Below are 12,252 nucleotides of genomic sequence, written 5' to 3'. Positions count from 1 at the left end.
AACGGTTTTATTGTACGTGATTTTTTGCCCGCACGCAGAGTCTAGATTGTATATGTAACTTACCGAATCACTGATGAATAGTTTTAATCCATCCGTCGGGCTCATGTATCATCAAAACATTCAGGAAAATGACGAAGCAGGTATGCTGAAACAGAATAATGAACTCAAGATGATTTGGTTGATGTCGCTGATTATGGTAGGGATCGGGGCATGGTACTTAGACATCCGTATCTTGAGTTATATCAGCGGCATTGGTTTTATGCTCAGTTTGATGAATTATGTCGATGATTTACAGCACGGCGCTGATGCACTGAGTTCATCAAAACAACCATTCCAAGTGACATCAAAGGTTCCGTTATATATTGCATCGTTATTAACGGTCGTTGGGCTGTTAACAGAACTGGGATACTTGGTTGCGATTGGGATTAGCCTGTGGGTTTATTTTTTTCTGCGTTGGCTGAAACGATTGGAACATCAGCTGCATTTATTGCAAGGACGTGCGCTCCAGTCGCAATCGATTCATGCAGCTACTTCAATATCAGCGTCGACAATAGACCGTCCTGAAAATTTTGATTCTGACGATACACCATCTGTACATCCCGCGACGGAAATTGGTAAAGCTAGACATCAGACACCATTCAATTCAACACCTTCTAATACACCATCCAAGATTGCGCCAAATCTATCTAATCAAATTCAGCAATGGCTTTTTCAAGGTAATCCCGTGTTGAAAGTGGCGGTACTGGTCTTGGTGATTGGCGTGGTGTTATTACTTAGATTTGCCACAGAGCATTGGCAACTAAGCTTGGCCATGAAATTGCTGATTGTGAGTTTGAGCAGTGCTGGTGTTGTCGGACTGGGTTTTTGGCTGCAAACCAAAAACCGCAGTTTTGCCTTGGCTCTAGAAGGTCTAGGTCTTGCAGCGCTGTTTTTGACTTTATTTTTTGCCTATTACAATGCCGTGATTCCGGGCTTTGGCATAGCTTGTCTACTGTATGCTGCACTTATGGCATTGACGATTTGGCTCAGTCTGAAACAACAGTCGGTAGAACTGGCAATTATGGCAATGCTGATCGCCTATCTTGCGCCATTTACCTTGCCTGTTCGTGATGCAACTGCAACGGAATTTATTGCCTATTATCTTGTAATTAATCTGGCTGTTGCAGTCATGAGTACTTTAAGACCGTGGAAATATCTGAATCAAATCGCATTTTTGATGACGGTGATTATGGGTGGTGGATATGCTTTTTACCACGGATACACCACCGAACGTCAGATGATGAGCGTGTTGGTTTTAGCTCACGCTGCGATTTTTATTTGGCTCGGTTTTCGTTTTAGTCAGTTATTGGCAAAACAGGATCTTGCGCATTTTCAGCTCAAACCAGCCTTGGATATTGCACTGATATTTGCTTCGCCAGTGCTTGCTTATCTGGCATTGTATTTGATGTATTTTGAGGAAACCGTATGGCAGGCGGGGTATAGCTTGTTATTCGCGGCGCTTTTTGCCGCACTGTATAGCATCAGTAAACGTAGTGCTGTGATCCCACTGATTGCACAAAGTTATTTGAGTTTGACCTTAATATTCTTGGCATTGATTCCACCGATAGTATTGAAAGAGCAGTGGAGTGTGGTTGGTTGGGCAGTTGAAGGTGCGTTGATATTTATATATGCCCTATACAAGCAGTCCAATATCAGCCGTTATTTAGGCATGGCGCTCTTGGTGATGGCGGGTTGTTCAAGTCTGTATTATTTGGTTCAACTGCCACATTTCCCTGCACAGATGTATTGGGGCGTGTGTTTGAGCTATTTGGCGGCCATTATCGTGACGCACGCTGTTCCTGCATTTCATAAACAGCTTTCAAGTTCGAGTATTGCCTTTCAATGTGTGCAAATGCTCTCAGCAACTACTATGTTCATCATGTTGCTCTTAGATCGGCTGCAGAGTAGTCATCAATTGGCTTTGAGTCTATTGATTGTCAGTGTGGCCTATCTGTTGGTGAATGAAGGCTTGTTAAAACGAAAAGCTTCGTGGAGTTGGTCCATCATTAAGTGGACGGGTCTAGTGCCTGTTTATGTGATGGGGCTGTACCAAGTTATTTCAGTGAGTGAGAACGGTCAGTTACTTTGGCATTCAGCGATGGAGCAGATTTATTTTGCATTCGCTGGGCTGAGCTTGACGCTGCTTTGGCTACGACCATTACTCGGTGTGCGTGAAGAAAAAGAATGGGTCAGTCTCGGAATTTTGAGTAGCTTGGCGTGGACCAGTCTGACGCTGATACCCAGTATGCCGTATATCAGTGTGGTAATTTTGCCGCTGATATTTTGTGCATGGTGTTATTGGCAAGCGCAGCAACCGGTCTGGAAAATGTTTTGGCAAGCGCGTAGCAGTTTGTTTTTGGCTTTGAGTTGGATCATTAGTTCGCAATTATTTAGTCAGCAGGCCTTTGTGGGATATATCTTGCCCATATTAAATCCTTTTGATGCTGTGAGTTTGCTGTTGTTAGCGGCTTTTTTATGGATGTTGAATCAACAGTTAAAAGCTGGTTTAGATCGTAGCTTGGCTGCCGTGTTGAGTGTCCTTGGGCTACTTTGGTTAAGTAGCTATGTCGTGCTTCGTGCCTTACATAGGTATCTGGATACGCCTTATAACAGTTTAGACATTTGGAGCGATGCGACCGTTCAACTGAGTTTTACTGTGCTGTGGGTGTTATTGGCTTTGGTGAGTATGCGCTTTGCCACTCAGCGCCAATTACGTTCAGTTTGGCTGCTCGGCGGCAGTATTTTGGTCTTGGTCACTTTGAAACTGGTCTTGCTGGATTTATCTCATGTCGGCACACTCATGCGAGTGATTTCATTTATGGCGGCAGGTTTTGCCATGCTTTTGATTGCCTATATTGCACCCATGCCGAATGACAAGGTTGAACCATGATGAAATTCTTAAAGGTACGAGATCACTAAGCTGTACAGGTCGATGGCTATAAAAGTACATGATAAAAAAACCCTGCACATTTGAAGATATGCAGAGCCTTTCATATCAAGTCGATAGACCATTATTTGAGTTGAGGCTCTCGTTGAATCTCTTGCGCATTGGCATATTGATCGACGTTAGCATCGCTTGCTTGTGTAGAAAGTGGGTGGTCAACAAAACCCATTTTCGGGACAGGGATTTCAATTTTATTTTCGACAAAGGCATTTCGAATCCGTTCTTGCATCTCATCGCGGACTTTCAGGAAATTCTCTCTTTGGCACCAAATGGCAAAAAGCAGCTCAATGGAAGATTCTCGAAAGGCAGTGACGGTCACGGCAGGTTTAGGATCGGCCAAGACCAATGGATATTTACTAACGGCATCTAATAAAACTTCACGGACTTTGATGATGTCTTCATGAAAGTTAATCGCAAGGGTAATTGGAATTCGCCGTATTGGAAACTTAGACAGGTTATGTACAGGTGCCCGAATCAGTTGTTCATTCGGCAAACGGACATAGACATTGTCCTGCGTGAGTAATTTGACCGACAGTAAATCAATCGAGATTACTTCACCTTCAATGGTATGCCCACGAATCAGTGTCAATTGAATGGTATCACCAACTTCAAAAGAACCTTCACCGATCAAGAACATCCCGCTGATCAGGTTGGATGCGGACGTTTGCGAGGCAAAACCCAGTGCGACCGTTAAAATACCTGCTGCACCCAAGAAGACGCTGAGTTTAAAGCCGGCTTCTTTTAAACTGGCCATCACAAAGATGATAAAGATGAAATAGAAAATCCCGCGACGCCAAACCAACTGTTGATGGGCATTGAAACGCATACCCACAGTACGAATAAAGGTATTCGAGATAAAACGTGCAATCAAAAAGCCGATGACTGCCAGTAAAACAGCCACCAATAATTCCGTCAGCCGATCGGTATTAAGATTGGCGACCATTCCTTTTAGGCTGCTGGTAATTTCTGTCGAAATATTTAAATCTGCCATGGCTCGCCCTTAGAAAAATGAATCAAACATATTGAACAGCACATTGGCTGACTCGCGTGGCGGATGCAGATAAATCACGTCACCTGCTTGTGGCGGTGTACGGTTTTCAATTTTGACCCGCGGCGGTTTGTCATGACCTTCATGCACGACTCGAATTTGTGAAGTCCATAAACGTCCTGTACTTTCACTATAAAATAATGGCAAAGCCGGTACAGGGACATTCATACGGTCAAAACGAATCTGTTGATTACTCACGTTATGAAACTCAATAGGGGTTACTGCACGAAAAGCACGAGGTTTGAGTTGTTTGAGTTCTGTACGACCATCGACTGCCGTGGCATAGCAAATTTCACCCATTCGATGATTCGGACCAAACCAGGTATCTTTTGGTAGAATAACAGGTATATCAAACAAGGGTTCTCTAAGACCTTCGACAAAACCAGCAATCCAAAGCGGTGTGCTGATATATAGCGTTCCGCGCTGTCCGGCTGGAATATAAATCGGATCGACCGGTTTAATCACCACAGACCGATCTGCCAAACGTGGCATGATTTGAATTTTGTCATGTGTTTGGCGGAACATATAGCGTTCCATTTTAATGGGCTGTGGAAAACCAAATTCAGGGTCTTGTATCGGATGCCATTGTTGCTCATAGTCAAACTGAAAGGTTGGGCGATGGTATTCCATACGCCACTCTTGCATGCCGCGCGTCACACGGAACAATAAAGACCCAAACTGCCAACTGCGCGGGTGATTCAGTTCAAATTGATATTCCCCCCACCATTTACGTTTTGGGGATTCCTTTTCAGTCAAATCATTTTCTAATGGCAATGCGTATATCCCTTGTCCTGATAAATCCTAAAAACAGACTTCACGCTGTCAGATGCTTAGAGTACACTCAAAACAACTTTTTTCATCATTATAATGCGTGATGCAAGTACTTAAACAATTACAAATACCATATAGTTTTGCCAAACGTCATGGCGTATTGCTTCGATATGAGGGTGATCAAGCTTTTATTGTGCGTCGTGACAGCACGCCACTGTTGGCTTTACAAGAAGCACGTCGCTTTTTAGGGCATCCTGCACAATATCAATTATGTAGTGAGCAAGAGTTTAATCAATTACTCAGTGCAAGCTTTGCCGGAGACACCGGTGAGTCTCAACAAGTTGCAGCGGGTCTGGAAGATCATCCTGATTTACTCAGCCTTGCGGACTCTGTGCCAGAAGCTGAAGATCTGATGGATCAGGAAGATGATGCACCGATTGTACGCTTAATCAATGCCTTATTGTCGGAAGCGATCCGTGTCGGTGCTTCGGATATTCATATCGAATCCTTTGAAAAAAAGCTGTCTGTCCGCTTACGTGTCGATGGTCAGTTACGTGAAATTGTGCAGCCACGTCGTGAACTTGCGCCACTGTTGGTGTCACGTATCAAAGTCATGGCCAAACTCGATATTGCAGAAAAGCGAATTCCACAAGATGGTCGTATTTCACTACGTTTGGCGGGCCGTGAAGTCGATGTTCGTGTATCAACCTTACCTTCTTCGTATGGTGAACGTGTGGTGATGCGTTTACTCGATAAACAAGCTGGGCGTTTAAACATGACCCATTTGGGCTTGATGCAGCATGACTATGATCGATTGAAACAACTGGTACATCGTCCGCATGGCATTATTTTGGTTACGGGACCAACGGGTTCGGGTAAAACCACCACCTTATATGCGGCATTGTCTGATCTAAATGATGGTTCAAAAAATATTTTGACTGCGGAAGATCCAATTGAGTATCAACTTGAAGGGATCGGGCAGACGCAGGTCAATACCAAAGTGGATATGACCTTTGCTCGTGCATTAAAAGCCATGCTTCGACAAGACCCAGATGTGGTGATGGTCGGGGAGATTCGTGATTTAGAAACTGCTGAAATTGCAGTACAAGCGTCATTAACAGGCCATTTGGTACTTTCAACGCTGCATACCAATACAGCAATCGGTGCAGTGACCCGTCTTAAAGACATGGGGATTGAACCCTTTCTACTTTCTAGCTCATTGATCGGTGTGGTGGCACAGCGTTTGGTTCGAACCTTGTGCCGTCACTGTGCGACTTGGCATGATGCCGATGATTTTGAAAAAGACTTATTTAGGCATCTCGATGCCTCGACCGAATTAAAATTGCCACAACCTAAAGGCTGTGAACAATGCTCGCATACTGGATTTACAGGGCGTACCGCAATTTATGAAATCGTCCCGATTGATGAGCAAACACGTCGCCTCATCCATGGTAATGCTGCTGAGTTTGAGTTAGAAAATCATGTCCGTGCAAATGCGGGTTCAATACGTGATGATGGATTGCGTAAAGTTTTGGCAGGTAAAACCACCATTGAAGAAGTGCTCAGAGTGACGAATGAAGTGGCTGAATAGTCGGTGTGAAATATAAATAAAGCCCCGAAGCCTGTGTAATGATTCGGGGCTTTGCTTTAATTAATCTTTTCAAAATGAATTACAGCATCATATGCTTTGTCTGTCAGAGTGAGGTGAGTTGCATCACTGAGTTTCATTTCAATGCTATTACTCTCTTTATATTTCAGAACATCATTATTCACTTCGGCCATACCGGATGAAGCACTAGAAGTGCGCTCAGTATTATTTTTATCGAGCCAAAATTCGTCTTTAATTTGATAGTCATCGCCTTGTTTGCTAATTGAAAGTTTGCGTAGGCTCTCCGTGTCAGGTGTTTGTTTCCATTCCCCTGAAAAATCAGGTGCAGGTGTTTGGCTACATGCGGCTAAGGCCAAGCTTAGAAAAAGCATCGAAAAGTATATTTTCATTGTAAAGTCCTGAAAATGATTTTAATTTTTTTATGGATGTATAGTTAATTATAGTTTGAATATTAAACATTTTTTTTAATTTTATTCATTAATCTTTCTATCGAATGTCTCAAGATTTTTTATTTCTAATTTGAACTAAAAACAGCCCAAAAATATGGGCTGTACGGTTTTTTACTTACCACAAACTGACAATTTTCTTCATCAATTCAGCACGAATGGGCGCGGTTGGGTTACCTGCATTGCGCTGCGTTTCATTTTCATAAAACTTTTGCCAAGTTTGAACCATCTCTAAAGTGACATCTTGAGTTTTAAGCTTTTCAACGTCGGCTTTGCTGATATTGGCTAAGCGTGCTGCAGCACCTTCTGAGCCTGTACCCCAACCAATGATGCCTTGACCATAGGCAGGTAAAGACATGTTGTTCGGTGTTGGTGGTAGCGCAAGACGTTGAATATCTGGATTGACCAAGGATTTAATCTGAGGACGGACTTTTTCAGATAGGGTTAATTCGGCAAAACTTAGTGTGGATGCGCTGATTAGCAATGTACTGATAAGGAGAGGTTTAAGCATCATAGATCAATAAATGAATGTAAATAAGAATCGTTATATATTTTAGCAAGGTTTTGGCAACTGAATATGAATATTTAAATGTATTGGAAATGGATAAGATTTTATTTTGAGCTCAGCTGTAGATGTGTAGAAGTAAAAAAAGCTCAAAGCACTATTTTATAAGAATTAAAACAGTGCTTTGTATAGATAGGTACAAATGGATTTAAGTCAAAACATTTAAAGTAACATTAATATTGTTTCGGGTCGCATTTGAATAGGGGCACACAATATGTGCAGCATCGACCAATTTCTGTGCCTCGCTTGCATCCATACCCTCAAGATGAATATTAAGCGTCACTTCGATACCAAATCCTGTTGGAATAGGGCCGATACCAACATCACCCTCGACGTAGGCAGCAGGGGTAATCGAAATTTTATCTCGGTTAGACACAAATTTCATTGCACCTAAAAAACAGGCTGAATAACCAGCGGCGAAGAGTTGTTCAGGATTCGTACCATTACCTGTACCCCCCATAATTTTAGGCACAGCCAATTGAACATCTAAATGACCATCGGATGTCGTTGCACGACCATCACGACCACCAGTGGCTTTTGCATGGGCTGTATAAACTGCTTTTTCTAAAGTCATTTTTCTAATCCCTCAGATGATGGTTCAAAATCATATCGTGGGGGATTTTGTTTAAATAATATTCAGTTTTTTTGTAATTTTATACAGAGTGAAAATCAATATTGAACCAAAACACGGTGCTGCATCAGTGGCATTGATGCGCGAATCTGTTGCTGCTCGTCTAAGTCAAAAGGAACTGTGAGTAGTTGAGCGCCTTCTTCTGCGGTGATTGCTAAAATTTGACCACGGCTGTTGCTTGCTCCAGCATGACCCCAAGTTTGACGCTTTTCACCATGCCAGCCTTGTTGTGCGGCACCTAATACAGCACATTGACTATCCATAGCACGGGCTTGCAGTAAGAGCTGCCAGTGCACTTCACCCGTGGTATAAGTAAAAGCTGCAGGCGCCGTTAAAATGTTTGCACCTTGGCTACGAAGTTTCAAAGCCAGTTCAGGAAAGCGCAAGTCGTAGCACACCATCAGGCCAATATTGCCAAAAGGTGTTGTTGCAACTGCGGTTTCAGTACCAGGTTCAAAGAATTTTGATTCTTGATAGCCACCGACAGCGTCACCAACTTGCACATCAAATAAATGAATTTTGTCATAACGTGCTTCGGTACGTTCAGGGCTGATACACAGGCTAACAGTACGGACACGGCCATCTTGAATGATTGAACCATCTGGACGATAAGGGCATGGGAGTGTGCCCGCAACAATCCAAAGTTGATAACGATGTGCGAGTTTTTCTAGTCGCTGCTGAATACTTTCAAATTGCGCCGCGGTTTCGCGTTGTTTACCTGCGGCAAAGCAGACAAAATTTTCAGGAAATACAATGAGACTCGCACCTTGAGCCTGACATTGTTGCATCAATGACTCGATCACTTTGAAGTTATCTTCAATGTCATTTTGAGAATTCATTTGTGCAACGGAAAGTAAAGTCATGCGAAGTGGGTCTCTGCTGTGATTAACCTAAATTAGACATTTTGCTGCTTGGGTTGCACTAGATTATCCTGCTCTTTTTGCAGTTGTTTGACCAAAGGCTCAAACATATTTTGGTTGCTATCATTCAGTTTCATCAGCGTTTTGTGTGCATCTAAAACCGTATTCAGCATATTGCTATGGGTAATGTGTTCTTCCATAAGTGCGCGAGTGCATACACTTGGATCACCACAATAATTCAAAATAACAAACACTTGACCTAAACCCATGCTATTGGCAAGCGTTGTGATATCAGAGTTTGTAGACAACATTACCGCTTGGATATGGTGAACTTGTTTGAGCTTCAAACCCAGTTTCGCCAAAATGCCAAGAACAGTACTATCGATAAATGTCGTTTGGGTTAAATCAACGATTGCACCGACGACATTTTGTTGCTGTTCAATTTTGTTTAATAACTTGTCTAGACTAATACAAGATTGGGCACGCACTTCGCCAATAAGCTTAAAAATATGCGTTCCGTTCAAGCTTGCATATTCAACATGACCTGTTGACATATAAATGCCATTTGCAGAGAAGGATAGTAAATTATCCCATAGGGGCACAGCTTACTCAAGTAGCCGAGTATGATCAGAAAGTCGTATTCGGTTTAAGTGATTGATTTCGTGATTAATTGATTCGACGTAAACTTAGGATGGCAATGTCGTCAGCAACATGGTCTGGTGCTTGAAATGATTGATTTTGCAAGTGATAAACCAATTGACCTAGCTGTTCATTCAATCCACCGTCAAAAGGTTCAAGTGCGCCATCCGAGCAAATTACAAAGCGCGAATAACGATTTAAGGTAAATTCAAACTCTTCCACTTCTAGGTCTTCAGTTAAGCCGAGTGGGAAGCTACTGGTGTTTAAAATTCTTGCGGGAAGACCAGGTTCAAATAAAATGGCCGGCGGATAATGCCCTGCACTAGACCATTTCAAGACATGCGTATCGAGATTGAGTATCCCCGCAATCATGGTAATGTGCTTTTCAATATTTTCTTGAACCAACATACCATTGAGTTTTTTGATCAACTCTCTTGGGGTTTTTGAACGACCGTGGAAAGCAGCCATCCATGAGGTTAGTAAACTACTCGTTACCCCATGACCAGACACATCTGCGAGATAAAACATGATTTCTTTATCGCTGATTTTCCAGTAATCGTACCAATCACCCGATAAATAAGCAGATGGTTGGAAGAATGTTTCAACTTTATAGTTGTGGAGTTCAATCGGATTGGGGAGTAAACGTTTTTGCAAATCTGCAGCAGAAGGGAGATCACGGCTGTCTTGATTACGTTTGTATTGCGCATCAATTTTAGTGAGTGCCACTTGAAGGTTGGTTGGAATATGATCCCACACCCATCCTGCTAAAGCGCCTTGTTGCCACGCTTGAGCCAATGCAGCACCTTCATGCTCAAAAGCGAGCACAATGGTAGGAAGTGTCCATTGGTGATTTAAAAAGTCAGCAACATCAGCAATTGCAATGATCGTTGGATCATACAAGTCTAGATCTTCAATGTTAATCATTTGTACGCTAGGAAGCGCATCAAGTACCTGATCTAAATATGGAATATCACGAGTAGGTTGAATGAAATACATAAAGAATTAGATGAATCCTTCGATAGACAATAAGTGTACTATAGCAAGCTAATGATGGCTGGAGGGAAAAACCACACCAGCCAATTGAAAAATTTTATTTATTCAGTTGTTACCGTGTCGGTATCATCTGAACTGCTATCATCAATGAAATCGGTAGAATCATCAGTTGAAACATCTGTTGAATTATCTTCAGATTCATCAATATCGTCATCTTCTTCATCAATAAATAAGTTTTCTTCAGCAATACCTTTTTTCTCGGCAATAGAATAGTTCAGGCGTTGCAAATAGATGTCACGAATTTGAGCGTATTTATCGCCTTGCAATACACCTTCGATATCCAGTAATTGAGCGCGAGTATCGATTCCACGTAAAGTTTGCTCAGACCAATACGCCACATCATGACCATCAAGCATATATTTCTGTGGACGTCCTTGACTATCTACAGCTAGACCGACGGTTTGGCGCAATGTGCTTGGACCAAGCACTGGTAGAACAATATAAGGACCAGAAGGAATACCGTAATATCCTAAAGTCGCGCCAAAGTTTTCATCTTCTGTTTCTAGACCTAGACGGCTTGCAGGGTCAGCAAAGCCTAAAGTTGTCAGTGTATTAACAGTAAAACGCCCCAGACTTTTTGCGGCACGTGTCGGTCGTCCTTGGATGAGTTGGTTAAATGCATTCCAAGGTTCGCCCAAATTTTTACGGAATAAACGATAAGATTCACGAATATCCTTTGGAGTTTTTGCTACATATTGCACAGCAGCAGGGCGGGCAATGTGGACATCTAAATAATCATTAAATGCGTAAACTTTCCGGTTGATCGGTTGGAAAGGGTCTTTATCTTCTTCTGATTGTGCTGCATTTGCATTTACAGATAATTTTTTTGCAACTTCAGATGACTTGACCATCGCCGCATGCGCAAGTTGTTGTGTTTTTGATTTATTGGCAGCTTCTGAGTCTTGAGCAACAGGTGCTGAAGACTCGTCATTTGCAAATACAGGTGTTGTTACGACAAGTGACAATAATCCTGCATATAAAAAAGAAGTTTGGCGCATATATAGTCCTGACGCTTTTAGCACGGCAAAATGTTTGCCGTATAATAAGTAAAAACGTTCAAATAATCCTGATTTATTACTATTAAACCAAATTTGATCAAAATATGAATGAAAAAATGTAATTTGAGTGAAAAATGTGCGCTCAAAATAATTATTTTAAAAAAGGTGTTGCAACGGATGTGAAATGCTGTAGAATGCACATCCATCGGCGGTGATGAAGATTAAAACTTCTGATAAAACAATGACTTGGTTGAATTGATTAAGTTGGGTTTTAGAAAAAAGTTTAAAAATAATTTGAATTACCGGTTGACTCTTTAGAAATAAAGAGTAATATAGCCGACCTAGCTTGCTGGTGACGAACCAACAAGAAGATCATTAAAAGATTATGAAGAACAACTTGTGTGGATTTTTACTGATTGATCGATCGAAATTATTTTCATTGATTAATGGTAGAAATTACTCGAAGTTTATTTGAGCAAATTTTTGTCAGTAATTGATGAGCCAAGATTGGTACCCTTTAAGGTACTATTGATTTTAAACTGAAGAGTTTGATCATGGCTCAGATTGAACGCTGGCGGCAGGCTTAACACATGCAAGTCGAGCGGGAATAGGTAGCTTGCTACCGATTTCTAGCGGCGGACGGGTGAGT

At 42.0% G+C, this 12,252-nt stretch carries 11 protein-coding genes and 1 rRNA gene; 3 read left to right on the top strand and 9 right to left on the bottom strand.

Features of this window, described 5'->3' with window-relative positions; genetic code table 11:
• Positions 1-142 precede the first annotated feature (142 nt).
• On the top strand, positions 143-2,929 hold the full coding sequence (locus FTT76_RS02880) for a DUF2339 domain-containing protein (RefSeq protein ID WP_180109053.1): 2,787 nt from the start codon (positions 143-145) through the stop codon (positions 2,927-2,929).
• A gap of 121 nt (positions 2,930-3,050) precedes the next feature.
• Here FTT76_RS02880 and FTT76_RS02875 read toward each other — a convergent pair whose 3' ends face one another.
• The gene (locus tag FTT76_RS02875; RefSeq protein WP_078192623.1) at positions 3,051-3,974 is read right to left on the bottom strand and encodes a mechanosensitive ion channel family protein; all 924 of its coding nucleotides are present in this window, start codon (positions 3,972-3,974) and stop codon (positions 3,051-3,053) included.
• 9 nt (positions 3,975-3,983) lie between these two features.
• Complete coding sequence (locus tag FTT76_RS02870; RefSeq protein ID WP_078192622.1) at positions 3,984-4,805, bottom strand: hypothetical protein; 822 nt, start codon at positions 4,803-4,805, stop codon at positions 3,984-3,986.
• Between the two features lie 100 nt (positions 4,806-4,905).
• On the opposite strand from FTT76_RS02870, the gene gspE reads away from it, so the two are divergent.
• Positions 4,906-6,393: a type II secretion system ATPase GspE gene (gspE, locus tag FTT76_RS02865; RefSeq protein ID WP_180190011.1), complete on the top strand. Its 1,488-nt coding sequence runs from the start codon at positions 4,906-4,908 to the stop codon at positions 6,391-6,393.
• Between the two features lie 56 nt (positions 6,394-6,449).
• Here the strand turns inward: gspE and FTT76_RS02860 are convergent, their stop codons facing one another.
• From FTT76_RS02860 to FTT76_RS02830, 7 genes are all read right to left on the bottom strand, one after another.
• The gene (locus tag FTT76_RS02860; protein ID WP_180050210.1) at positions 6,450-6,800 is read right to left on the bottom strand and encodes a hypothetical protein; all 351 of its coding nucleotides are present in this window, start codon (positions 6,798-6,800) and stop codon (positions 6,450-6,452) included.
• A gap of 175 nt (positions 6,801-6,975) precedes the next feature.
• Positions 6,976-7,368, bottom strand: coding sequence for a DUF4951 domain-containing protein (locus tag FTT76_RS02855; RefSeq protein ID WP_180050213.1), 393 nt, complete (start codon positions 7,366-7,368; stop codon positions 6,976-6,978).
• Between the two features lie 202 nt (positions 7,369-7,570).
• Positions 7,571-7,996, bottom strand: a complete 426-nt coding sequence (locus tag FTT76_RS02850) for an organic hydroperoxide resistance protein (protein ID WP_111884709.1) — start codon at positions 7,994-7,996, stop codon at positions 7,571-7,573.
• A gap of 95 nt (positions 7,997-8,091) precedes the next feature.
• Complete coding sequence (locus FTT76_RS02845; RefSeq protein ID WP_180190010.1) at positions 8,092-8,916, bottom strand: carbon-nitrogen hydrolase family protein; 825 nt, start codon at positions 8,914-8,916, stop codon at positions 8,092-8,094.
• 32 nt (positions 8,917-8,948) lie between these two features.
• Complete coding sequence (gene gigB / locus FTT76_RS02840; RefSeq protein ID WP_180009658.1) at positions 8,949-9,467, bottom strand: anti-anti-sigma factor GigB; 519 nt, start codon at positions 9,465-9,467, stop codon at positions 8,949-8,951.
• Between the two features lie 112 nt (positions 9,468-9,579).
• The gene (gene gigA, locus FTT76_RS02835) at positions 9,580-10,548 is read right to left on the bottom strand and encodes an RsbU family protein phosphatase GigA (RefSeq protein WP_078189557.1); all 969 of its coding nucleotides are present in this window, start codon (positions 10,546-10,548) and stop codon (positions 9,580-9,582) included.
• 98 nt (positions 10,549-10,646) lie between these two features.
• Entirely contained in the window at positions 10,647-11,603 is a 957-nt protein-coding gene (locus FTT76_RS02830; protein ID WP_180009657.1) for a VacJ family lipoprotein, read from the bottom strand.
• Positions 11,604-12,139: 536 nt separating this feature from the next.
• Between FTT76_RS02830 and FTT76_RS02825 the strand changes: the two genes are divergently transcribed.
• A 16S ribosomal RNA gene (locus FTT76_RS02825) occupies positions 12,140-12,252 on the top strand; the annotation flags it as partial.

This window comes from Acinetobacter sp. YH01009, assembly GCF_013420765.1.
Taxonomy (GTDB): Bacteria; Pseudomonadota; Gammaproteobacteria; order Pseudomonadales; family Moraxellaceae; genus Acinetobacter; species Acinetobacter amyesii.
The sequence above is the reverse complement of the archived record's forward strand: the minus strand, read 5'-3'. Positions and strand labels throughout refer to the sequence as shown.

Bases quoted from the DNA above. Each gene is read 5' to 3' on its own strand.
- FTT76_RS02880 (WP_180109053.1), top strand. From the start codon at position 143: ATGCTGAAACAGAATAATGAACTCAAGATGATTTGGTTGATGTCGCTG.
- FTT76_RS02875 (WP_078192623.1), bottom strand. From the start codon at position 3,974: ATGGCAGATTTAAATATTTCGACAGAAATTACCAGCAGCCTAAAAGGA.
- gspE (WP_180190011.1), top strand. From the start codon at position 4,906: ATGCAAGTACTTAAACAATTACAAATACCATATAGTTTTGCCAAACGT.
- FTT76_RS02860 (WP_180050210.1), bottom strand. From the start codon at position 6,800: ATGAAAATATACTTTTCGATGCTTTTTCTAAGCTTGGCCTTAGCCGCA.
- FTT76_RS02855 (WP_180050213.1), bottom strand. From the start codon at position 7,368: ATGCTTAAACCTCTCCTTATCAGTACATTGCTAATCAGCGCATCCACA.
- FTT76_RS02850 (WP_111884709.1), bottom strand. From the start codon at position 7,996: ATGACTTTAGAAAAAGCAGTTTATACAGCCCATGCAAAAGCCACTGGT.
- FTT76_RS02845 (WP_180190010.1), bottom strand. From the start codon at position 8,916: ATGACTTTACTTTCCGTTGCACAAATGAATTCTCAAAATGACATTGAA.
- gigB (WP_180009658.1), bottom strand. From the start codon at position 9,467: ATGTCAACAGGTCATGTTGAATATGCAAGCTTGAACGGAACGCATATT.
- gigA (WP_078189557.1), bottom strand. From the start codon at position 10,548: ATGTATTTCATTCAACCTACTCGTGATATTCCATATTTAGATCAGGTA.
- FTT76_RS02830 (WP_180009657.1), bottom strand. From the start codon at position 11,603: ATGCGCCAAACTTCTTTTTTATATGCAGGATTATTGTCACTTGTCGTA.